Annotated in this window: 16 protein-coding genes and 1 tRNA gene; 8 read left to right on the forward strand and 9 right to left on the reverse strand. The window is 63.6% G+C overall.

Going from position 1 to position 24,115, the window contains the following annotated elements:
* Positions 1–318: 318 nt before the first annotated feature.
* Together FOY91_RS10560 and FOY91_RS10565 are read right to left on the reverse strand one after the other, a co-directional pair.
* Positions 319–1,143, reverse strand: coding sequence for an SDR family NAD(P)-dependent oxidoreductase (locus FOY91_RS10560; protein ID WP_162527206.1), 825 nt, complete (start codon positions 1,141–1,143; stop codon positions 319–321).
* 48 nt (positions 1,144–1,191) lie between these two features.
* Positions 1,192–3,816, reverse strand: coding sequence for a glycoside hydrolase family 2 TIM barrel-domain containing protein (locus FOY91_RS10565; protein WP_145151212.1), 2,625 nt, complete (start codon positions 3,814–3,816; stop codon positions 1,192–1,194).
* A 219-nt stretch (positions 3,817–4,035) separates the two neighbouring features.
* Between FOY91_RS10565 and FOY91_RS10570 the strand changes: the two genes are divergently transcribed.
* Entirely contained in the window at positions 4,036–6,411 is a 2,376-nt protein-coding gene (locus tag FOY91_RS10570; protein ID WP_145151216.1) for a glycoside hydrolase family 3 N-terminal domain-containing protein, read from the forward strand.
* A 34-nt stretch (positions 6,412–6,445) separates the two neighbouring features.
* Here the strand turns inward: FOY91_RS10570 and FOY91_RS10575 are convergent, their stop codons facing one another.
* Positions 6,446–7,009 carry a TetR/AcrR family transcriptional regulator gene (locus FOY91_RS10575; protein WP_162527207.1) on the reverse strand — a complete coding sequence of 188 codons (564 nt, stop codon included), beginning with the start codon at positions 7,007–7,009 and terminating at the stop codon, positions 6,446–6,448.
* A gap of 267 nt (positions 7,010–7,276) precedes the next feature.
* On the opposite strand from FOY91_RS10575, the gene FOY91_RS10580 reads away from it, so the two are divergent.
* The 7 genes from FOY91_RS10580 (at position 7,277) to FOY91_RS10610 (ending at position 17,846) form a co-directional block, all read left to right on the forward strand.
* Positions 7,277–9,805 (forward strand): TonB-dependent receptor, encoded by a 2,529-nt coding sequence (locus FOY91_RS10580; protein ID WP_162527208.1) that lies wholly within the window; start codon positions 7,277–7,279, stop codon positions 9,803–9,805.
* A gap of 169 nt (positions 9,806–9,974) precedes the next feature.
* Positions 9,975–11,036 (forward strand): alpha/beta hydrolase, encoded by a 1,062-nt coding sequence (locus FOY91_RS10585; RefSeq protein ID WP_238995497.1) that lies wholly within the window; start codon positions 9,975–9,977, stop codon positions 11,034–11,036.
* Positions 11,037–11,086: 50 nt separating this feature from the next.
* On the forward strand, positions 11,087–11,941 hold the full coding sequence (locus FOY91_RS10590) for a ThuA domain-containing protein (RefSeq protein WP_162527209.1): 855 nt from the start codon (positions 11,087–11,089) through the stop codon (positions 11,939–11,941).
* Positions 11,942–12,005: 64 nt separating this feature from the next.
* On the forward strand, positions 12,006–12,302 hold the full coding sequence (locus FOY91_RS10595; protein WP_145151229.1) for a hypothetical protein: 297 nt from the start codon (positions 12,006–12,008) through the stop codon (positions 12,300–12,302).
* Positions 12,299–14,800: a glycoside hydrolase family 2 TIM barrel-domain containing protein gene (locus FOY91_RS10600; RefSeq protein ID WP_145151232.1), complete on the forward strand. Its 2,502-nt coding sequence runs from the start codon at positions 12,299–12,301 to the stop codon at positions 14,798–14,800. Before FOY91_RS10595 ends, FOY91_RS10600 begins: the two co-directional genes overlap by 4 nt.
* A gap of 100 nt (positions 14,801–14,900) precedes the next feature.
* Positions 14,901–17,210 carry a glycoside hydrolase family 3 N-terminal domain-containing protein gene (locus tag FOY91_RS10605; RefSeq protein ID WP_238995509.1) on the forward strand — a complete coding sequence of 770 codons (2,310 nt, stop codon included), beginning with the start codon at positions 14,901–14,903 and terminating at the stop codon, positions 17,208–17,210.
* Positions 17,211–17,240: 30 nt separating this feature from the next.
* Positions 17,241–17,846 carry a hypothetical protein gene (locus FOY91_RS10610; protein WP_145151238.1) on the forward strand — a complete coding sequence of 202 codons (606 nt, stop codon included), beginning with the start codon at positions 17,241–17,243 and terminating at the stop codon, positions 17,844–17,846.
* Between the two features lie 254 nt (positions 17,847–18,100).
* Here FOY91_RS10610 and FOY91_RS10615 read toward each other — a convergent pair whose 3' ends face one another.
* The 6 genes from FOY91_RS10615 to FOY91_RS10640 form a co-directional block, all read right to left on the reverse strand.
* Complete coding sequence (locus tag FOY91_RS10615) at positions 18,101–18,514, reverse strand: hypothetical protein (RefSeq protein ID WP_145151241.1); 414 nt, start codon at positions 18,512–18,514, stop codon at positions 18,101–18,103.
* Between the two features lie 294 nt (positions 18,515–18,808).
* Positions 18,809–19,015 (reverse strand): DUF6538 domain-containing protein, encoded by a 207-nt coding sequence (locus FOY91_RS10620; RefSeq protein ID WP_145151244.1) that lies wholly within the window; start codon positions 19,013–19,015, stop codon positions 18,809–18,811.
* A 129-nt stretch (positions 19,016–19,144) separates the two neighbouring features.
* Positions 19,145–19,218, reverse strand: a tRNA-Gly gene (locus FOY91_RS10625).
* Between the two features lie 334 nt (positions 19,219–19,552).
* Positions 19,553–20,599: a tyrosine-protein phosphatase gene (locus tag FOY91_RS10630; RefSeq protein WP_145151247.1), complete on the reverse strand. Its 1,047-nt coding sequence runs from the start codon at positions 20,597–20,599 to the stop codon at positions 19,553–19,555.
* A 49-nt stretch (positions 20,600–20,648) separates the two neighbouring features.
* Positions 20,649–23,012, reverse strand: coding sequence for a TonB-dependent receptor (locus FOY91_RS10635; protein ID WP_145151250.1), 2,364 nt, complete (start codon positions 23,010–23,012; stop codon positions 20,649–20,651).
* A gap of 198 nt (positions 23,013–23,210) precedes the next feature.
* On the reverse strand, positions 23,211–23,963 hold the full coding sequence (locus FOY91_RS10640; RefSeq protein ID WP_162527210.1) for a Crp/Fnr family transcriptional regulator: 753 nt from the start codon (positions 23,961–23,963) through the stop codon (positions 23,211–23,213).
* Positions 23,964–24,115 lie beyond the last annotated feature (152 nt).

Raw genomic sequence — 24,115 nt, forward strand, 5'->3', positions numbered from 1 at the left:
CGTTCTTATACGAGAACATCGGGATGAGTTGATATACGTCAGCGCGGTCAAACAGGAATTGCCGCCGCCGACCTTACCTGCCCGACGCGGCTGCGCAGACCGCGCCGCGTCTTGTCGGCGAGATCCTTTAGGAGAGCGCTCATCGTGTCCTTTAGGCCGAGGTGAAGCTGAATGACTCACCTTCCGAAAGAGTAACGGTCTCCACGACGCTATACGAGGCGGCGGCGGCGGTTGACCTCCCGGCGATCCTGATACTTTAGGTTCGCCGGACGAATAGGCTACTTCGAGGACATGAGGAGCCGCCATGTGCCCGCGCCCTCAGCGCAGCTTCATCACGCCGCCCGCCGCTTCGATGCCGGCAATCGTACCGCCGTCGACCAATATGTCCGTGCCGCTGATATAGCTTGCTTTGGGCGATGCCAGGAAGGCCACGACCGAGGCAATCTCTTCGGCCCTGCCCGATCGTCCAAGCGGCGTCACGTCGATCATCCGCTGCATCTCCGGCCCGGCTTCATATTCCAGCCTGCCCATATCAGTATCTATGATGCCAGGAGAAAGCGAGACGATGCGCGCACCTGCTGCGCCGAACGCCGGCGCCATCGCTTGGGCGTAGAGCTGAACGGCACGTTTCGAGAGGGGATAAGCCGTCCGCGAACTCCGGAGCATCAGACGGGCGATTAGCGGGCTCTTGCCCCTGAGCATTTTCCTGACGGCGTTGTCGAACATCGGGCGGCTGAGGATCTGTCCAGAGTTGGAGGCAATCAGCACTGCTACTCCACCTTGAGCCATGCTGGGCAGAAGTGCCTCGACGAGACGCTTGGTCGCGGTAAAGTTGATCGCGAACACCCGCCGGCCATCCGCCATCGACGGCGATACACCAGCCGTGTGGACCAGCGCGCCGATCCGGCGCCCCTTCAGGGCCGCGATCAATCGGTTCGGATATTCGTCCGCCGTCAAATCTCCCGACACAAGGTCGGTCGAGACATGCCCGCTCAGCGTCCAAGACACCGTTTCGAGCGGTTCGCGAAGGAGGTCGCTCAGGATCAGCGGGCGGCCCTCCGCAGCGAAAGCGTCTGCGATGGCGCGCCCCATCCCACCGGCCGCACCTGTGACGACTGCGAGGGTGTTGTCGGCATCACTCATCTGCGGTCCTCCCATAAGGTCATGGACTATCGCGCGCTTCGCGCCGGCTCAGACAATCCGGATCCTTATCGGATCGGAAAGCAATCCCGTGCTGCCAGCCCGCACACTGCATTCGCCCGGCGAGCCGGTCGGCTGAAGGATCGCCTGCGCCACGCCATGGAAGGTGCGCGTTTCCGCATTCTGGAAGCTCTCTATTCCGTAAGGATTGGCGGAGCCCGCGCGGAGCAGCCGGGCCGCGCCCGCGACTATGAACTTGACGGGCACCGCCGCGTCCGGAACGATCTGTCCGCGCACGTCCGTTACCTCGGCAATCAGATAGGCGAGCTCATCCGGTCCATGGCCGATCGATGCCTGTTCGGCGCGCAATCTCAGGCGGGCAGGGGCGCCGACCGTGTGCAGCGTCTTGCGTCCGACTTCCTTGCCGTCTGTATAGGCGATGGCGGTGAGCGCGCCCGGTGCATAGGGAATCGTAAAAACCGCTTTGAGCTTGTCGGCGGCACGCACGGGCTTGCGCGCGATCTCCTTGCCGTCCACCAGCAATGCAACGGTATCGCCCCGGGAATAGGCACGTACCGTCATCAGTCTGCCTTCCTGCCCCGGCCAGGTCCAGCTCGCCAGTTCGTCATGCCAGCCCCAATTGGATATTGCCTCCTCCATCCCGGAGGGAAGCGGGCGTTGGACGAACAGCGCGATCGGGCTGCGCCTCCACACGACGTCGCGATAATAGCTTGCCGGCTTCTTCAAGCCGATCAGGTCGATGTCGCCGCAGCCGGATTGATAGGCCGGGTAATCCCAGACAAACAGATTGGAGACGTCGGCGCCCATGAAATTCTTGCTGGGATCGGGCTTGGCGCCAACCTTGACGAGCCGCGACGAGCCCGAGCCGGTTTCGCCGATATAGTCGATCCCGCTCCACACGAAATCACCCAAGAACCAAGGGTTCCTGTCAGCGATCTGCCAGATATCATAGGCGTTGCTTCCGAAACTCTCGGTCGTGACGAAGATCTGCGTCGGGTCCGCGGCATGATCCTCCTCCGTGCGGGCATAGTCGTAATTATAGCCTGCCACGTCGAGCAGTTTGCGCGCGGCCCGCCCATCCTTGCCCATGCCGCCGGGTGTCAGCGCGTTGGTGACGAGGCGGGTCGGGTCGAGCTCAAGGATCAGCGCGCGCATCTGGGTAGCGATCTCGATCCCCCGCGGGGCGCTGACCTCGGGGATCTCGTTGCCCAGGCTCCAAAAGACGACGCTCGGATGGTTGCGGTCACGTCGGATCCAGCTCGTGGTATCTTTCCGCCAATGCTCGCTGAAATGATTTTGGTAACCCTGGGGCGAAAACTTGCCCTGCTCCCACGTATCGAACAACTCGTTCAGCACGAGCATGCCAAGTTCGTCGCAAGCGCGCAGGAACGCCGGCGAGAATGGGTTGTGCGAACAGCGGATCGCGTTGAACCCGTTCGCCTTTAGAATTTCGACCTTGCGGCGCTCCGCCCGATCGATCGCAACCGCGCCGAGTATGCCATTGTCGTGATGCACGCACGCGCCGCGCAGCTTGTAGCTCCTGCCGTTGATCAGCAACCCGGCCTCCGGCGATACGCGCAAGGTGCGGATGCCGAAGTGCGGACGCTGCCGATCGGAGAGCCGGCCATCGGCGAGCAGGGTCACCTCGGCGTAGTGAAGATGGGGTGTCTCGGGCGACCAGAGCGCCGGGCGATCCACAATCATCTCGACGGTGATGCGCTCGTTTCCAGCTGGTGCGACGGAGACCGTTTCTGTCGTCGAGGCGACCTTACGGCCGTCATCATCCACGATGTCGATGCGGCACTCTATCGACTTGGGGGGCGTACCGCGATTTTCGATTTCGACGTTCAGACTGAGCGTCGCACGCTGCCGGTCAGCGGCCACGGTCCTCACTGTCACGCCGTGATCCGGAATCCGCGCAGCGCCTGTCCGGCGCAGCCAGACGTGCCGATACAGACCCGAACCGGAGTACCAACGCGCAGTCGCACCCTCATTGGCCACGCGCACCGCGAGCACGTTCGCGCCGTCCTGCCGAAGATGCGGTGTCATATCGAAAGTGAACGGCAGATATCCATTGACATTGCGGCCCAATGGCACGCCGTTGAGCCAGGCCTCGGCGATCATGTAGGCTCCGTCGAAGATCACTTCGGCCTGTTCACCGGGTGTGAAGTCAGGCAGCGAGAAACGCTTGCGATACCAGCCGACGCCGCCGACGACCCAACCGGTCGCCCAGCCCACGCCGCTGGCTTCGGGATCGAACGGTCCGATCCGTAGCGGCGGTCCGCCTGCACGTGCGGCGGGAACTATCGGTATGCCGATAGGAACCTGGGGCAACAAGGTGGGAGCGCCCTTGGGCCTTTCATAGGGGTTGGCCAGCGCGACGGGCGGCACCCAGCCCGTGGCTTCACGCGGCACTGCTGGTCGATCTTCCAGGCTCCAGTCGTGTGGCAGATCGATGGCGCGCCAGCGAGCATCGGGGAAGCCGGGTTGCTGCGCCCCCTGCGCATCGCCGAGTAGGAATCTCCAATCCTGATCGAACGACACCGTGCCCGGTGCGAATGGCTGCGGAGAAGAGGCGGCGCGAAACGGCGATGCGATCAGCGCTGTTCCGGCGACCGACGCCTTTAGGATAGTACGTCGCGATACTCCGATCATGCTCCAACCTCCGTTCCGATTGCGCAATTAGGTAGGGGAGCGCCGATCCTCGGCAGATGCCAGGTGGCAGATACCCGACGAGCTGGGAAGGCCGCGCCGGGCCGAAGTGAACGCGCTCGTCTTTAGCAATTGGCGCTTTGCCTCGCAACTCTCGTATGGGTATTCCAAGAGCACAGCAAACGCCGGTCGAGCGGCGTCAATACGGGGAGAGGCGACACAATGTCGAACCGAACGATCACCAGACGCACCTTGCTTGCCACAACCATGGTGGCGGTTGCGGTGCCGGCGTTCTCACAGGTCCGCTTCTCTTATCGGGATGCCAAGGCACCCATCGCGGATCGCGTCCGCGATCTGCTTGGCCGCATGACGCTGGAGGAGAAGGTGGGGCAGGTACGCTGTCTCTGGTTCAACAAAGGTCAGATACTGGACGGTCGCGGTGCCTTCTCGCCGGAGAACGCGCTCAAGGTCATTCCCCAGGGCATCGGCCAGGTCGGTATGCCTCAGGATACGGTCGGCACCGATCGGATCACGACTACCTTGTGGCGTGGAGCAGAGGAGACGGTGGACCTGGTGAACGCGATCCAGCGCTTTCACGTCGAACGGACGCGGCTCGGCATTCCGGCGCTGTTCCATTCGGAGGCGGCGCATGGTTTCGTCTGCGACGGTGCAACCGTGTTCCCCAGTCCTCCGGCGATGGGGAGCAGCTGGGATCCGGAACTGGTCGAGCAGGCCTTCACCGTCGCCGCGCGCGAAGCACGTCTGTCGGGGACAACGGTCGTTCTGGCGCCCGTCGTCGATCTGCTGCGCGAGCCACGCTGGGGTCGCTCGGGCGAATCGTTCGGCGAGGATCCATATCTCGTCGGCGAGATGGCCATCGCCGCCGTGCGCGGCTTGCAGGGCCGCACCCGCCCGCTCCAGCGCGATCGAGTCTTCGCGACGCTCAAGCATTTCGTCCACGGCGTTCCCGAGAATGGCCTGAATACCGCACCGGCCAATGCGAGCGAGCGCGATCTTCGCGAAAATTATCTCGTCCCGTTCGCGATGGCGATCAAGGCGGCCGATCCGGCCATCATCATGCCCTCATACAACGAGGTCGAAGGCGTCCCGTCGCATGGCAACCGGCATTTGCTGCAGGGCATGGGGCGCGAGGAGATGGGTTTCAAAGGAGCCTATTTCAGCGACTATAACGGCGTCGCCAATTTGGTCGGCGACCATCATGTGGCTGCCGATGACGACGAGGCAGCGATGCTGGCCCTGAAGGCGGGGCTCGACGCGGAACTGCCCGACGGCCAAGCCTATGCGAGATTGCCGGGTCTCATCCGCGCAGGCAAAATCTCCGAAACGCTGCTTGATGCCGCAGTAGCCCGAATTCTCGCGCTGAAGTTCGAGGCGGGCCTGTTCGAGCAGCCATATGTCAATGCCGGGCGGCAGAAGCGTGGCATAAACCTCCCTGCCGATATCGCATTGGCGCGCAAGGTCGCGCAAAAGGGTCTGGTCCTGCTCAAAAACGACGGCCTCCTGCCGCTGGATCCTAGCGCACATGTAAGGCTGGCGGTGATCGGCCCGAACGCCACAGAGCCGATCTTCGGCGGCTATTCCGGGGTCAACGCCAAAGCGGTCGGCGTGCTCGCGGGGCTGCGGGCTGCTGGCGCTGCCGCTTCGATCGAATATGCCGAGGGAGTCCGCATCACCGATCCCGACACCGGCAACAGCCTGGGCGCGTTCAGCCTGCTCGCCGGGCCGGCAGTGATACGGGTTTCCGCCGAGGCGAACGCGGCGCGTATCCGGGAGGCGGTCGCCGTCGCACAGCGTTCGGACCTCATCCTGCTGGTCCTCGGCGATAACACGACCGTCACCCGCGAGGCGGTGTTGGCGATCCGCGAGGGTGATCGCAGCACGCTCGGACTGTTCGGCGATCAGGACGCGCTCGTGGAGGCGATGATCGCAACCGGCAAGCCGATCGTCGCAATGATGCTGAACGGGCGGCCGCTCGCGATCACCCGGCTGGCGGAGAAAGCCAATGCCCTGATCGAGGGCTGGTATCTTGGACAGGAAGGAGGCAATGCGGTTGCCGATCTTCTATTCGGAAAGATCAACCCCGGCGGCAAACTCACCGTCAGCATTGCGAAGTCTTCAGGCGATCTCCCAATCTACTATAATCGCCATCCGTCGGCACGAAATCGGAATTATGTCGAGGGCGGTCCCGCAGCACTGTTCCCGTTCGGCCACGGGCTCAGCTATACGAGCTTCGACATATCCGAGCCGCGCCTGTCGGCGAGCGAGATCAAGGTCGGCGAGAAGGTGGTCGTCGAGGTCGATGTGACCAACACGGGTAAGCGCGCCGGGGACGAGGTCGTCCAGCTTTATCTGCGCGACGAGGTCAGCTCGGTTCCCCGTCCGGTGCTGGAACTCAAGCGCTTCGAGCGGGTGACCCTGGCGGCCGGCGAAAGGCGAACCGTGCACTTCGAGATCGATGCGGATGCGCTGGCCTTTTGGGATATCGACATGAGGTGGACCGTCGAGCCCGGCGCCTTCACGATTTCCGCGGGCGCGAGTTCGACTTCTCTCAAGTCTGCCAAGCTGCGAGTCGTATAAGGGTCCTTCAGGTCCCTTGAGAAATGGTGGGCGCTCAATTGCGCCCGAGAAGTGCGTTCAACGTTGCCTTCGCCTGCTCGTGCCCGCTCGAGAATCCCAGTGCGGCCTCCCAGCCAAGGGCCTGCGATGTTGCCTGGAGGATGAGCGCGAGGGCGGCCGGATGGGCTGGAGGATCGAGCCCTCGGCGCTGGTAGTCCGACGCAATCGCGTCACCGAAAAGCCGATGCAACTCGTGGGCGAATTCGCGCGCGACGTTGCCGAACGTCTCCTTGCGCAATGCGAGCGCGAGGAATTCAGCCGACTCCGGCGTCGTGCTGGAAAATTGGTCCCATATCACGTCGATGGGGTCGCGGGACAGCAACTGCGTCGCGATCGCCTGATAAGCTATCCTGAAGCCTGTGCGCATCACTTCGATGAGGACATCATCGATAGTACCGAAGTAGTAATGCACGATTTGTCGCTTCAAACCGACCTTATCTGCCAACCTTCGCGCGGTGATCGAACCGACGCCTTCGGTATGAACAAGCTCCATCGCCGCTGCGATCAACTGGGCGCGGGTCGCCTCGCCTTTGGTGAAAGTATCGGTTACGATTTCCATCCTCCCATTCCGTCCGTCCTCCAGCCCGGTGATTCTCGGGCTGCAGATTGCCATTTTTTGCCCGATCGAACCACGACACCTGCCCTTTAGCGGATCGTGGCCGCCGAGCAGCACATTTTCGCTGCTAAACCACCAAAACTGTCATCTTGACAGCATAAGTGGAATGAACCACCAGTAATGCAAATCGCCACGGGAACCAAGTTTCCGAAAGATCAGATGAACCGACGGCCGTCAAGACGGGCTGCTGACTTTGGGGGGAGAATGAAAGTGCACCAAGCACATATCGTATCGCGCCGGTCGATTCAGGCGGCGTGCCTCGCATCGGCGGCATCGGCACTATCTCTACCTTCGGCGGTTTGGGCTCAGGATGTAGTCGCGCCGAACGCCGCAGCAGCCTCGGCGGCGACGTCCGCGCAGGCGCAGCGTGCCGTGGACGAAGCGGGGTTCGGCGAGATCGTTGTCACCGCTCGACGCGAAGCGGAGAATCTGCAAAACGTGCCGGTTAGCGTTCAAGTGGTTTCGGGCGATGCCATCCAGAAACTGGCGATCACGTCACCCACCGAGTTGACCAAGCTTGCCGCGGGCCTCAAGCTGAACATCGACCGGCCTTCCGATCCGGTGATCGTCCTGCGCGGCGTGCGTTGGGCAGCCGGCTCGGGGACGCCGGCCATTCCAGTCTATGTAAACGAAATTCCGTTCGATCCGGCCCAGTCGCTCCAGTCGCTCTACGACATCGGCCAGATCGAGGTGCTGCGCGGTCCGCAGGGCACGACGCGCGGCGCGCCTTCGATCTCGGGCGCCATCACGATAACGACTCACCGGCCCGACCTGAACAAGATCGGCGGCTATGTGAGAGGGCTGTATGGCTCGGGCGGGCATCGCAGCATCGAAGGTGCCGTCAACATTCCGGTTATCGAGGACAAGCTGGCCATTCGCGTCGCCGGGAACTTGGAACGAAGCGACGTCAACCGCGTGCATAGCGTGAACAGCACGATAGATCCCCGATACCTGAGCAAGAATCTGCGCGTGACCGCGCGCTTCGAGCCGACGGATACCTTGAGCTTCACCGGCATGTATCAATTGCGGCGCCAGACGACACGCTACTTCAATCAGGTCAGCGGCTCCGGTAGTCCGGGGTTTGCAGCACTCGGCATCCCCGCGAACTTCAACGGGCCGGCGCTGACGATCGGTGATCGCAAGTCGGTGCAGGACTTCCCGAACTACGTGGCTGGCAACGTGGATCTGGTCACCGCCAATGCCAGCTGGGATGTGCTCGGGCAGCGGCTCAGCTATAACTTCGGTCGTCAGATCAATCGTAGCCATGCGGATCGGAACGGGCAGGACTTCGCCAATGTTCTCCCCGGCTTCGAGCCCTACCAGGTGAGCGGCCCGGCGAATGGGATACCCAAGTTCAGTATCCACGAACTTCGTCTTTCCTCGATACGCGGCGAAATCCCGCTGTTCGATTATGATGTCGGCTATTTCCTGAAGCGGTCGGGGAGCATCCTCGCCGTCAGTTCGCCGGTGTTTCAGCAAGGTGCTTTCGGCGCGCCCGGCACCCTCCCGGGCGTGGTTCGCAGCCCCGTCTCGCGCTATATCCTGAACGCCGATACGGCGATCGGCATCGGACAGCGCACCGAATCCTTCTACGGCAACCTCCAGGTCCACCTCGGCGAGAGAACGGAGCTGAGTGCCGGCGTTCGCCGGATCAAGGACAGGGTTCCGGTCACGCTCGACGTCGTGACCGGTGCGGCCGCTGTGGTGGCATCGCCCCTGTCCGCGCTTGGCGGGTTGCCTTGTGCCGGCATACCCGGGGTCTTCGTCACTGGCCTGGTAAACAGCACCTATCCGGGCTTCTGCGATTTTAATATTCCTGCCGGGATCGGCAACACGTCATCCGCCTTCAATCCCACCTATAAGAAGACGATCTATAATATCTCATTGTCGCATAAGTTCACCGATGACATTCTGGTCTATGCGACGACAGGCAGTTCATTCCGGTCGGGCCTGCCGGCAATCGCTAACGACGGTTTGCCGAGCAACCGGCTGATCCCGCGACCTGAGACCGCCAAATCGTATGAGATTGGCGTGAAGACGACGGTAAACCGTGCACTCCGGATCAATGCCGACATCTTCCAGATCAATTATAAGGATCAGCTGACCCAATTCGAAGGTGTTCCTTACTTCAACACAGTGAGCGGCAACATCAGTTCGACCAGCCTGGCATTCTATAGTAATGTCGACTCGCGGGTCCGCGGTGTGGAGGTCGAGATTTACGCGAAACCGATCCGCAATCTCTCGATCAGCACGAATCTGAGTTATGCCAAGATCAAATCGAGAGGCGGCGAGGTGCCGTGCAACGATCCATCGCGTCCGATCACGGCAGCCAATCCGATCAACGTCTGTCCTTCGATTAAAGGGCAGACGCTGAATTCCGCGCCGCCGTTCCAGATCACCGTCAATGGCGAATATCTCCAGCCGCTCGGCTCGGTCGATGGCTATTTCCGCTTCACGCTCAACGGTCAGGATCGCAATCCGAACTACGGCACATCCGTTCGTTCGACGAAGGGCTACGCGCTGCTCGATCTGTTTGCCGGGGTTGCGAGCAATGAGGCGGGCTGGGAACTCGGTGTCTATTCCAAGAACGTCTTCAACAAGGATACGGAGCTGACCGCACGTCCGATATTGAACTCGCTCTATGCGCCATTCGCGGCGCCGACCGGTTATGATCTGGTCAACCGGACCCTGCCGCGAGAGCTGGGTGTCACGCTGCGCTACACGTTCGGCTCGCGCTGAGCCGACGCGGAGAATGGCATCGAGGTCACGACTGGTGAAAGCGACTAGGATACGGGTGCAGGCGCGGTCGGCGGAATTGAGCCGGCTTGCTACGGAGAGAAAGATATCCTTCGCCGACTATCATCGGCGCTGCGGGACGCAGGGGGCGCTATGGCAGCAGCCTATACCAATGACGATCTGCACCCCAATTCGGCAGGCTATGCGAAGATGCGCGCCGTGGCGGATCGTGCGATCGCGCAGGCGATGCGGTAGCCCGGCCTCGCAATTGCACAAAGGTGGTTTCAAGATGATAGACTTTCGAATGCCGGCAATTCTTCTACTGAGCGCGGCGGGCATCACGGCGGCGCATGCCCAAACTACCCCGAACGCGTCGCAGATACCGACTTTCTCGCGTATCGTCGCCCCGATCGATGCCGCCGCGATCCCGCTCTATCCAGGCAAGGCGCCAGGATCGGAGAGTCGCAAGGAACCCGAGGTCTGGGACAGAATGAATGGCGACCGCGTCGTTCGCAACGTCACGGATCCGACGATCACGCCCGTCCTCCCTGCGCCGGGCAAGGCGACCGGCACAGCCGTCGTGGTTGTCGCGGGAGGCGGGTTCCAGTTCCTGTCGCTGGACGTCGAAGGCTGGCCGATCGCCCGTTGGCTGGCCGATCACGGCATCGCGGCGTTCGTGCTGAAGTACCGGCCGAACGAGACACCCGGAGACGAAGCGGCCTTCTCAAAAAAGATGATCGCGAGCTTCATGGCGGCCATGGCCGGCCCGGACAAATCCCTGCCGCTGAACGAGCCGCTCGCGACGGCGGATGCCTTGCAGGCGATCAAGCTGGTGCGGGCAGGCGCCGCGAAATGGAAGATCGATCCCGCGCGCGTGGGCCTGATGGGTTTTTCGGCGGGCGCCGTCGCAACCCGCGAGGCTGCAACGGTGCCGGACGTCGCTGCGCGGCCCGCCTTCATCGGTTATATCTATGGGCCGATGGCGGCGACCAAAGTTCCTGCCGACGCGCCGCCTATGTTCGCCGCGATCGCGATGGACGACAGCCTGTTCGGCAAGCAGGGATTCGCGATCGTGGAGAGCTGGCGGACGGCGGGCCGGCCGGTCGAACTGCACGCCTATGAGAAAGGCGATCATGCGTTCGGCCTCGGCCGGCCCGGCACCACGACGACGATGATGATGCCCGAATTCCTTGCCTGGATGGACTCCCGCAGCCTGCTCAAACCCGCAAAATGAGGCTTCTTCGACCACGGCGGGCGCAAGGAAAAAGGGTGAGGGTAGGTCGTATGCTGAAGTGGGCCGTTGCCGGTCTGCTCGCAATTGTGATCGTCCTCGCGCTGCTGGCCGCGCCGATCGCCTATCGGCTGTTTCACGGGCTCGACGTCTACGAGACCGTGCCACCCACGTTGCCGGTAACGATGCTGTCGCCGGCCATCCTCGTTTTCTCGAAGACGAACGGGTTTCGCGACGGCGCTTCGATCGACGCCGCCAACGCGATGTTCAGGCAATTGGCGCGCCAGCGCGAGTGGAGCATCGTGCTCACCGAAAATGGCGCGGTGTTCAATCCCGCCCAACTGGCGCGCTTCGATGCGGTCGTTTGGAACAGCGTATCGGGCGATGTGCTGACCGCTGCACAACGTAGCGCGTTCCGCACCTATCTCGAGCAGGGCGGCGGTTTCGTCGGCATTCATGGTGCCGGGGGGGATATGTCCTATCGCTGGCGCTGGTATGTCGAGGATCTGATCGGCGCGCAGTTCACATCGCACACGATGTTCCCGGAGTTCCAGACGGCGAGCATTCGGATCGAGGATCCCGCCCACCCGACAATGGCCCGGCTTCCGCGCACCTGGGTGCGGGCGGACGAGTGGTATTCGTTCGATCGGTCGGTGCGCCGCAAAGGCTATCGCGTGCTCGCGACACTGGACGAGACGAGCTACCGGCCGAGGGGAATTCTCCTGGACGATATCGCGATGGGCCGCGACCACCCGATCATATGGACGCACTGCATAGGCAGGGGGCGCGCATTCTATTCCGCGCTGGGGCATGCGGCGGAGACCTACTCCGAGCCCCTGCACAGAGAGATGCTGGCCAATGCCGTGACGTGGGCGTCCGGGCGCGAGCCATGCAAGGACGGACTATGAACTATACAGAGCGAACCGGCACGGTGCCCGGCGCGCCGACCCCATTCCAGAGGCGGGGGGCGTGATGGAAGCGCCGGTCTATCCGCCTGCGGCCGCCTATGAGCAGCCCGTCGCGATTCCCCCGTCGGAACTACGGAGCGATGTCGTGTCGCTCGTCGAGCTTATGAGCGCGCCGACGGCATGGGCGATCGTGCTCAGGCATGCACCCGTCTTCCAGGCGCTGGTCCAGGCATTGCAACCGATCCTGAGCAACATGACCGTTTCCAGTTTCGTCAATTACGGCGTCATCGACCAGAAGACTGTGGCGGCCATCGACGCGGAACTGCTTCGCCTTCCGCGTAGCCAGTGGCCCGTGCTGTGAGCGCCGGGCCCATCGAGGCCGACCGGCGGCAAATCCTGCTGGCAGGAGCCGGTGCTTCCGCTGCCTTGCTGACACCGACGCTGGGCTCTGCGCGACGCCCGTGGGCCGATGCGATGGGGCCGGGCCGCGCGCAGCCGTTCGACAGCGGCTGGCGTTTCCGGCGGGGCGAAGGTGCCGGGCTGGAAGTGCCCGGATTCGACGATAACAGTTGGCGGCGGGGGGATCTCCCGCACGACTGGAGCATCGAGGATCTGGTGCCCTCCGATGGTGTCGTCGGGCCGTTCGACAAGGCGTCCCCGGGCGGGGTCGCGACCGGCTTTTCAGTGGGTGGCGAGGGCTGGTATCGCAAGCGCTTCCACCTCCGGCCGATGCCGGGTTCACGCGCGGAAATCCGTTTCGACGGTGTGTACCGCGACAGCGATGTGTGGCTGAACGGACATCATCTCGGCGGCCAGCCCAGCGGCTACATGCCGTTCGCCTATGACCTGACGCCATACCTGTCGGCGAACGGCGACAATGTGATCGCGGTGCGCGTGCGCAATCTTGGGCAGAACAGCCGCTGGTATTCGGGCTCCGGCATCTATCGTCACGTCTGGCTGGACGTGTTCGCGCAGCCGACCCGGATCGCCCGCTGGGGCATCGGCGTGACGACGCGCCGGATCGAGGACGCCGGCGCATCGATCGAAATCGCGACCAGGCTACAGAATATCGATCCCGACTTGGACTTGGCCCTGCGCATCAAGGACGATCGAGGGCGGATCATATGGACCCGGCAGGTCCGTGCCGTATCGGACGGGGCGCAGCTCGCGACGATCGGCTCCCCTCGCCTGTGGTCGCCCGCATCGCCCACGCTCTACACGCTCGAAACCGAGTTACGCCGTGGTGCGCATATCTTGGATCACGCGGAGACGACGTTCGGTATCCGCATCGTTGCTTTCAATGCCGATACCGGCATGACGATCAACGGAGTCGCCACCAAGCTGCGCGGTGGGTGCGTCCATCACGACAACGGCCTGCTCGGCGCCGCCGCCTTCGATGCGGCCGAGGGGCGCAAGGTGGCGCTGATGAAGGCACGCGGTTACAATGCGGTGCGCCCCTCGCACAACCCGTTCTCGCCGGCGTTCCTGCGCGCGTGCGACGAACAGGGGATGCTGGTGATCTGCGAAGCGTTCGATGCCTGGCGCGCGCCCAAGCTGCAGCAGGATTATTCGGTCGATTTCGACGCGCACTGGCAGACCGATCTCGCCACGATGGTGCTCAGCGCGCGCAACCACCCCAGCATCATCCTGTGGAGCATCGGCAACGAGATACCGAAACGGAACCTGCCCGAAGGCGTCGCGACGCAGTGGCGATTGGCGAACGAGGTTCACCGGCTGGATCCAAGCCGCCCCGTCACGGCTGCAATCAACGATTTCGCTGGGCGTCTCGTGGTCCCGACCGAGCAGACGGCTCGTCCCGGTCGCGCAGGCCTGCCCGACGAGGCCAGCGCGGTGTTCCTCGACGTGGTAGGCTACAACTACAAATTCGACCTGTACGAGCGCGATCATGCGCGCTTTCCAAAACGGATCATCTACGGGTCGGAAAGCTTCCCAAAGGACATGTTCGCGATCTGGGAGCTGACCGACCGATCGCCGTGGCTGCTGGGCGATTTCGTCTGGACCGCGATGGATTATCTGGGCGAGGCGGGGATCGGCGGCAGCGCTCTGGTCGATTCAAAGGCCGCAAGCCCCCTTGCGGCACAGCCGGCGTGGCCGGAAATAGTCTCGCAATGCGGCGACATCGACTTGATCGGCGGGCGGAAGGCAGCTTCCTTTGCGCGCGACGTCCTGTGGGGGATCAGTCCGCTGGAGATTGCGGTGCAGGCGCCGGTAGCTTCAGGCAAGGTCGAACTGATCCGCCGCTGGGGTTGGTCCGACGAGCGGCAGAGCTGGACGTGGCCGGGCTTCGAGGGAAAGGCCCTTACGGTCCGGATCTACACCGTTGGCGACCGGATCGAACTGCGGCTGAACGGCCGCATCGTCGCGACCCACGCGATTACGGCGGTGGATCGCCTTCGTGCCGAGGTACAGGTCGACTACGCGCCCGGCATTTTTGAGATTATCGCTTTCCGGGATGGTCTGGAACTTGCTCGTCGGTCGCTGGAAACGACGGGTTCCGCGGTTGCCATCCGCCTTTCATCGGAAAAGGCGATCGGTGGGTCTGGGATCGGCGAGGTGCGCTACGTTGGTATCGATCTGGTCGATACCAAGGGGCGAACGGTTCAGACAGCCGACAGCGGTTTGACCATCTCGTTGGCCGGACCGGTAACTCTTGCGGCGTTCGGCAACGCCGACCCGCGCGCGCACGGCGGCTTCCAGTCCCTTACGGGACGGAGTTGGCGCGGCCGCGCGCTCGCGATCTTGCGCGGTACGGGCACGCCGGGGCAGGCGCGGATAGAAGTGCGCGGAGCGGGGTTAAGCCCCGCAGCCGCTATGATGACATTCGAGCGGAGCGAATAATATGCGGTTGAAAGCGTCAACCACCACTGGTTTCAGCCGGATGTCCAAGCCGGTTTTGCGCCGGTCTTTGCTCTTGGCAAGCGCGGTTATGCTGGCGGTAATGCCGACCACGTCCATCGCTCGCGACCCCGCCTCCAGCCCGGGCGCGTCCGGCGTGGGCGTGATATCCGAGAAGGAGGCAGTGGCACGCGCGGATCGGCTGCTGGCGCAGATGACGCTGGAGGAGAAGGTTGGCCAGATCAGCCAGCGCTTCGATATCGCTTCGCTTTTCCCGACTGGCGCGTCGGCCCCCCCGGGCATGCCCGCGATGACACCGCTCGATGATAATGTTCGCAAGGCCGAGCTTGGATCGCTGCTGTTCGTCCACGAGCCAGCGGTCGCCAATAAATACCAGAAGATCGCGGTTGAGCAGACGCGGCTCAAGATCCCGCTGCTGCTCGGTTACGACGTGATCTGGGGGATGCGGACGATGTTCCCGGTGCCGATCGGTGGCGCGGCCAGCTTCGATCCGGCCGGGGTGGAGCAGGCGCGGGCGATCGCCGCGAGCGAGGCGCGCGCGCTCGGCATCCACTGGACGTTCGCGCCGATGGTGGACATCGCCCGCGATCCGCGCTGGGGCCGCATCGTCGAGGGCGCGGGCGAGGATCCGTATCTCGGCGCAGCGATGGCGGCGGCGCAGGTGCGCGGCTTCCAGGGCGATCATATCGGCGCAGCCGGGCACATCGTCGCCGGCCCGAAGCATTTCGTCGGCTACGGCGCCTCTGTCGGCGGGCGCGACTATGATTCCGCCTATCTGTCGGACAGCGAACTCTACAACGTCTATCTGCCGCCGTTCGCGGCCGCGATAAACGCCGGCGCCGGCAACATCATGAGCGCCTATATGGACCTGAACGATGTGCCGGCTTCGGCCAACAAAAGGCTGCTGACCGACATCCTGCGCGGCGACCTGGGCTTCAAGGGCTGGGTCGTGACCGATGCCAGCGCCGTCCACAATCTGGTGAAGCAGGGCTTCGCGGCCGATGGGGCCGATGCGTCCGTTCGCGCGATCACCGCCGGCGTCGACATGGAGATGTCGACCGCGCCGAACGCCTTCTCGACGCTGGTCGCGTCGGTGCGCGCCGGCAAGGTGCCGATGAAGCGGATCGACGAGGCCGTGCGCCGCGTGCTGATGGTCAAGTATCGGCTGGGCCTGTTTGAAAATCCTTATGTCGATGCGGCAGCCGCCGAGCGGATCACAAGCGATCCGGCGCACGCGATGGCGGCGCAGGTTGCGGCCGAGCGCTCGCTGGTGCTGCTCAAGAATGACGGCAATGCCTTGCCGCTGGTCGCCGGCGCGCAAAAGCGCGTGGCGGTGATTGGCGCGATGGCGGATTCACCGGGCGATACCACGCTGTCGCTGGCCTTCCCGCAGGATGCCGTCAAGGCGGTGACGGTATTCAAAGGCATAAGCGAGCGCCTGAGCGGCATCGCGACGGTTGAGACGACGCCCGGCGTCCAGCTCTCACGACTGGTGCCGTCGCCGCTGGCGATGCTGCTCGGCCCGGTAACGCCTTGGACGCCCGCGCAGGCGGCCGACGAGTTGAAGAAGGCGGTTGGTCTCGCGGCTAGATCCGACGTGGTCATCCTGACGCTCGGCGAGAAGATCGAGATGAGTTCCGAGCAGGCCTCGCGCTCCGATCTGGCATTGCCGGGGGATCAGCGGAAGCTGCTCGATGCGGTGCTGGCGACGGGCAAGCCGGTGATTGTGGTGCTGATGAACGGGCGACCGCTCGATCTGACCGGTGTGTATGACAAGGTGCCGGCGATCTTGGAGGCGTGGTATCCCGGCTCGCGCGGCGGCACGGCGGTGGCGCGCGCGTTGTTCGGCGATGTCAACCCCGGCGGCAAGACGCCGGTCACCTGGCCGCGCAGCGTGGGGCAGGTGCCGACCTATTACGCCCGCAATCTCAGTCACGATCCGGATGGCGCAGGCCGGCGCTATTGGGATGCACCTTCCACGCCGCTGATCCCGTTCGGCTTCGGCCTGAGCTACACCAGCTTCACCATCGCTCCGCCGACCGTGGACAAGGCGGAGCTTGCTCCGGGCGGAAAGGTCGTCGTCTCGACAATGGTCACCAACACGGGCGCGCGGGCCGGCGATGAGGTGGTCCAGCTTTACATCCACCAGCGCGCCGGCAGGCAGTCCCGCCCAATCCGGCTATTGCAGGGCTTCCGGCGCGTGACCTTGGCGCCGGGCGAGAGCCAACAGGTCAGCTTCACGCTCGACGAGGCGAACGTCCGCTACTGGAACTCGATCGAGCGGGGTTGGGTTATCGATCCAGGCACCTTCGATGCGTGGATCGGCAACAGCTCGCTCGCCGACGCGCACACAAGCTTCATCGTCAGTGGGGCACCGCGTGCCGCTCACTAAGAGCGATTGCAACTGCTGAGAGGAATTATTGTGCAACGCTTCTTTGTGACTTTTGCGGTACTTGTCTCAACGCCTACAATGGCTTGGGCAGATTCCACGACCCAGATCAGCCGCATTGAGCGCCATCGGGAAATGGCCGAAAAACGCATTCGCGAGCACCAGGCGATGACGCAGGCCCATATCGAGGGGCGATCGCCCATCTGTCCGGCGGCCGACGTTCTCGGCACGAACCCCACCTTCTTCTCGCCTGCCTTTGGCGAAAGTCCGATAAAACCAAGCGCAGATGGAGCCGACCATGTCTCGCTTAATGAACTCCGCATGTACTGGAAACGGATCGGTGACTTTGGGATCAAGAAATATCAGATATACCCTGCCAACGATGGATGGGCACAAGTATTATATTGGGCGGGTACGACGAGCGACGGGAAACTAGTCGAGGCCCAGGAGGCAGATATATTCCGGACGGATAAAGAATTTAGGATTGTCCGCGTCGAGAACTATCACGACTGGCAGCAATGGAAAAGCCTAGCGGCCTTTGTGAACGGCAAGGATCCTAAGACGTTCGATGGATCGGCCTATGGCGCGGCGATCGAAGCACAAGCCAAGTCTGCGACTGAAGTGTGCCGGCCTCGATAATGCCGACCCACGCGGTCGCGCGGATCGCTACAGCGAAGCACCCGGTCGCCATCGTCTGTCGTGCCATCGAAGCGCGGCTCGTATCGAGTGGGTGCGTTGGGGGCAGGAAGCGGCGTAGATGATATAAAGGCCGCTTGTCGCAGAGCCGTTAAACTCAGCCAAAAGGTGCAAAGGTCGTGCAAAAGGATCTTGTCTCCGCAACCAACGACGCCGGGGAAATCATACAGGTGGACCGCTACTCAATCGCTAAAGGGTTATCGTCTCGGCGGAGTTCGCAAAGAACGGCGATGCTCTGAAGCTCGAGCAGCCGCTGCAAACAGTTTTCGGAACGATCCAAAGGAGAGCAGTGCACCCGCGCGGCTCGCTACTGAACTTGCCCGCAAGTTAAGATGGAAGCGGGTCCCCGCAACCATCTTCACTTGCAATGCCCCCTCGGCAACAGCCGAGGGGGCGTTTTGCATGGCGACCGAGGCAGTCAGCTCCAGCATCGATGCCAACTCGCCGCGCAGGATGATGGCCAGCTCGCCATCCTCCGGCGTCAGCACCACCGTCTCGATGAGCGCGCGCAGCCGTTCGAACGCCTGCGACTGGATGCCTTCGTCCTCGAAGGCGCTCGTCAGCCGGCCGACCTTGTCGCGGTAGATGTCCGCCAAGTGCTTCGAGTGCATCGACGGCATCGCTGCGACTGACCGTCATCGGGGTGATGTAGAGGCGCAGCATATTCATCAGAAACCGGCGCTCAGCATCGGTCCAGCTGTCATCGATGTGGGCCTCGATCAGCTCCGACGACAATTCTGAGCTATCATGCGATACCGAGCCGACGATCGTGTACGCAGCAACGGCAACCTTACTGAAGGCATCCTCGTCGATGTCAGGGCGGCGAGGCGCGGTCACGTGCCGCGTGGCATCGGCAAGTTCTTGCTCAAGACCTTGGCGGAACAACGCCCGCTGCTCTTCAATGGTCAGCGTTCCCCGCTCGATACGAGTGCAACCTGCATGCTGATCGCGTCCCATTTGACGGCCAAGCGGTTGACGATGCGTCGTGCATCCCCCGGGTCCGTCGTGCCTAACGCGAGCATTATAGGTCGGCTGTTGCCGCGACCGAAGGCAACCCTGCGGCGGAAGTGATAGCGGCCGTTCTTTCGCAGCAGATAGGTCTGGCGCCCCATGGCGATTATACCCGCCCTGCCAGTGGAGCGGGTGCGACCCGTATGTGGGATTCTATGTGTGCCGCTAAGTGAGAGATTGCTCGCATTTCCGCCTCAAATTGGCGGTTTTCTGCGGTTTCAAGCGGTCAGTGGAGCGGGTGAAGGGAATCGAACCCTCGTCGTAAGCATGGGAAGCTTCTGCTCTGCCATTGAGCTACACCCGCGTGAGGGCTGGAATACGCTGTTTTGAAGGCCGGTCAAGCGGCTGTTTCTCGGTTCGCGGGTCGGCTCGGGCTTACATCGTGTCGGCTCGATGGCTCTCTTTGACGACGTCCGGACCGGTCACCTCTTGTTTGTCGGACCGTTCCGGCTGAGGCAGCGGCTCGTTCCGAACGGGACGAAGCATCGTTCAAACTCGGCAACCCTCCACGTCGTGCCTACCCAAGCCTATCAGCGAGTCCGACACGCCTCCCGGCTTTCCTGCGTGACACCTGCATCGCATCTAAAAGCCGATGGACGAACCTCCCCGACCGGATCTCACGGCCGGGGAGGGCCGTCCTATTCCAAATAGGCCGCCCGGAGTGCCGCCCGGTCGATTTTCGACAAGCCGATCTCCCGTTCCAGATAATTATCCACCGATCCCCAGCGCTTCTGGATCTCGTCAAAGGCGTAGCTGAGGAACGCCGTGCCGTCCGGATCCTTCAACGGCTGCGGTTTCGCCGCCCCCGGGTTGTCCTGGTAGCGGGCGAACATCAGGGCGACGGGATCGCCTTCGTGCGCGGCGGCATTGATCCGCGGCATTTCCCATTCGGGTCGACGGTATGTCGTCGACAGGTGATAGTCCGCGACGATCGTGTCCCGTGGTACGTCCAGCGCGGACAGGATCATGGCGGTGACGAACCCTGTCCTGTCCTGTCCGGCAGAGCAATTGTAGGCGATCGCACCTTTCTTCGCGAGGAGGTCGGCGAAAACCAGCCGGAGCTGAGGCGCCAGCAGCACGGGCATCGGGCGATAGGTGCCTTCCCCGTTCTTCATGCCCCCGCCGAGGAGGGCGGCCATCGAATAGCCGACCGCCTGATAGGGCACCCCGTCGATCCTGGTCGGCGCGAGGACACGTTCCTCGCTCGACCGCAGATCGACCAGGCTGGTCAGCCCGAGTGCCCGGATCGACGCCTTGTCACTGGTGGTGAGCAGGGGCTGGCCGCCCGAACGGTAGATCAGCCCCCAGCGGACATGTTTGCCGCCCGCCGCCGGATAGCCGCCGATGTCCCGGAAGTTCGATCCCTGTTCCAGCGGCAGCACCCGCTCCGCGACGCGCGCGATATCGCCGGACTTGCGATCGCGGATCAAAAAATACGCCCGCTCGCCCGGGCGCACCGTCACGATCTCGCGCCCGTCGCGGTCGTCCTTCGACACGACTTTCGCCTTGGCGATGGTCGCGGCCGGATCGTCGGAGACGAAGACGTCGACCGGGTTCGGATCGCGCCACGTCACCGTCAGTGAATCCGCAGCCGTGCGGCTCACGAGCGGCGCCTCCGCCGGCAGGGCATAAGCGGTGCCCGCGAGAAGCAGTGTCAGGAACGGCAGGGTGAACGGGAGACGCATTCGGAACTCCTGACGGTGGACGATACGGAAGCGGCGCCGGAGGCCGGCGTCAGAAGCGGACATTGATCTCGCCGCCGAACGTGCGTGGCTCGTTGAAGAAGCCGAACTGGCCCGACGTCGGACTGACGGCCTTGTAGAAGAGATGCTGCTCGTCGAAAAGGTTGCGCGCCCACAGCGCGAAGCCGACCTTCGCATCCATCCGCCCCACGTCGATGTCGGCGATCGCCACGCGGCCGTTCACGATGAAGGCCTTGTCGCCCAGCGGCTGACGGACGTTCGCCGGATTGTTGGGGCCGAGATAGACCGGATCGTTGGCGTTGGCGTAGAAGCCGTTGTCGAAATTGCCGTCGAGATGCGCGCGAAGCGTGAAGCCCTCCAGCGGCAGCGCGTAATCGATCGCGCCGTTGGCGGAATGTTCGGGCGTATAGGTCTGGTAGATCGGCACCGCGAGCGTGCTGATCACGCCGGCCGCATTGGGATACGGGTTCACCGTGGCCGGGATGCGGACATACTGGTACGCATAGGATGCCGAGAGCGTCAGTCCTTCCAGCGGGGTGACGGTCAGTTCCGCCTCCACGCCGCGCAGCTTGCCCTTGCCGGGCGCATTGATCGTCGAGGTGGTCGTCCTCGTCTGGCGGAGGCCGCCGGTCTCGAACGGGCGGCTGAAATCGACCTGGATGTCCTTGTACGTGCCGGCATAGGCCGCGACGTTCAGGCGCGCGTGATTGTCGAAGAATTCGGTCTTGGCGCCGATCTCGAAGATGGAAACCGATTCCGGATCGAATGCGTCATATTCCTGCGAGCGCGAGTTCGCGCCGCCGGATTTGTAGCCGGTGCTCCACTTTCCATAGACATGCACGTCACGGCTCACGTCGAACGCGAGGTTGACCATCGGATCGACCCGCGACCATGCGGCGTCGAGTCCGATCGGCCCCGAAACCCCGTTGCGGTCGATCGGCGGCAGGCCGTTGACGAGATCCAGATCGCCATGCTTGCTGTCCCGCGTCCAGCGCAGCCCGCCGGTCAGGTGCAGGGCATCGTCCAGCACGTCCGGCGTCCAGGTCGCCTGGCCGAAGGCGCCGATGCTGCGGGTGGTGACATGGCTGGAACGATCGATCCGTTGCGTGGCGGGGTTGATCGTGGCGACGGTGAAGGCCGATCCGGCGGCGTTAGTGAAGGTGTTGGTGTTGAACGCCTGCGCGTTGTCCTCGACATGCTCGCGATAATACAGCGCGCCGACGACGAACTTCACGCGGCCGACGTCGCCGATCGCCTGCAGCTCCTGGCTCTGCTGGTCCTGCTTGAACTGCGCCAGGCTGTTGCGGGCGAAGGCGAAGCCGGTGAACACGCCGGTGGTGTTCGACATGGAGGTGGAGGCCGATCCGTTGTCGAACTGGCCCTGCTTCAGCTTGCGATAGGAACTGATCGATTTCAGCGTCAGGTCGGGCATCGCATCCCATTCCAGCGTCAGGCGATGGCCCTGCACGCGGCCGACGCTCAACTGCTGCGGCACGCCCACGTTGGCCGTCCGCACGCGATCGGGCTGGATGGTGGCGATGGCCGCCTGACGGTTCGTGCCCGGCGCCACCAGGTTGAGATAGAGCGGCGTGGATTCGTCGCGCGAGATGTCGAACGAATAATCGGCGCTGAAATCGGTCGACGGCTTCCACAGCGCCTCGATATGAAGGCCGCGCTTGTCATACTGGTTGAAGCCCTCGGCGCCGGCGAGCGGGTTCTTCACCAGCGGATCGCGGTGGGCGATCACGCCGTCCACCTTGACCGCGATGTTTTGGAACGCCGGCAGGTCGAGATGCACCTCGTTCTTGTAGCTGCCGAAATTGCCTAGCCCGCCGGTGCCGTTGAAGTGGAACTCGCCGGTCGGCTTCTTCGTCACGATGCTCACCGCGCCGCCTTCGGTATTGCGGCCGAACAGCGTGCCCTGCGGTCCCTTCAGCACCTCGATGTTCTCGATATCGAACAGCGCGGTGCCCAGACCCTGCGCGCGGCCGAGATAGACCCCGTCGATATAGACGCCGACGCCCTGATCGCGGGCGGGCTGGTTCCCGTCGGAGAGCACGCCGATGCCGCGGATGTTCACGATCAGCGCGGAATTGCGCGAGTAGAACGGCGCGATCTTCAGCGAGGGTATGGCGCCGTCGCCCAGATCGACCAGCGAGGTGACGTGGCGGTTGATGAGATCGTCGTTGCGCAGGACCGAGATCGAGATCGGCGTCGTCTGCAGGTTTTCGCGGCGCTTCTGCGCGGTCACGACGATCTCGTCGAGGCCGCTGCCGTCGGCCGCCGCCGCCGCTTCGGCCGCCACCGCCTCGGCGGCGCTGGCGGGCGCCGCGCCGAGCGCGACGAGCAAGAGGCTGGCGGCCGTTACGGCCGCGCGGCTGGATGTGGTTGTCATGATGCCCCCGATGGATCGAGCCCGCCTCTGCCGGCGGGTCGGGGCAGCCCATGACGAGTTGCTATGTCACCTGTGCGAACGGACGATGACGGAACCGTGTCATCGCGGACGGATCAGCCGCACGGTTCGCTTCGGCGGGGCAAGGCGGGCGGGGGGCGATCGGGTGTATCTGCCTGTCGCGCCGCCCCGGCTCGCGGCCTACCGCAGCAGGCGGGCATATTCCTGCTCGGGGCGGCCATAGGTATCGCCGGCCAGCAACAGCAGCTTGGCCCGATCCTGCACCACGACCCTGGCGCGCAGCGCGCGGATGGCCTGATCCTCCTCCAGCCGGTGGAGCGCATCCGTGATACTGCTGCGCCGCACGCCGAGCATCAGGCGGAACTCCTCGTGGGTCATGCAGATCTCGTCCGCCTGTACGCGATCGTGATACAGCAGGATCCACCGCGCCATGCGCCGGTCGATCGGGTGCGCCAGCGACGAGACGATCGTGCGCCCCATCTGCAGCATGAAGACATGGACGAAACGCAGCAACGCCGTCCGCAGCGTGGGGCTGGCATCCGCCGCGGCGAGCAGCGCGGGGGCGGAGATCCGCAGCGCCTCGCCATGTTCGGCCCGCATCGTCACGTCATAGGGGGCGCGGTCGTCGCCCATCAGCAGCGGCCAGCCGATGAACCCTTCCGCGCCGATCAGCCCCACCGCGTAGCGCCGGTCGTCCTCCAGCGCGTCGAGCACCCCGGCGATGCCCTGTTCGAGGAAACAGAAACCGTCGATCGGATCGCCGGCACGGGTGATGTAATCCCCGACGGCGAACGAAACCCGCTCAAGATGCGGCGTCAGCAGGGCGAGGTCCGAGGGGGACAGACCGGCGAGAAGGCGGTTGCCGGGGGCAGGCGGCACCGGCTCCACGCAGTCGCGGATCATCCGGCCGATGATCGATGTGACATTCGACATGATGATCCCATCCCCGACGTGAACACGGTTCTGCCCGTTACCGTACAGAAACGTTACGCCCATGCCGATTGTTCAACCCCCTGCAACAACAGGAGGAAACATGTCCGTCACCCCGAAGCGCCCGTTCGCACGGGCCATTCTGGTCGCAGCCC

Origin of the sequence: Alterirhizorhabdus solaris, assembly GCF_007785815.1 — a bacterium.
In the GTDB taxonomy this organism is placed as follows: domain Bacteria; phylum Pseudomonadota; class Alphaproteobacteria; order Sphingomonadales; family Sphingomonadaceae; genus Alterirhizorhabdus; species Alterirhizorhabdus solaris.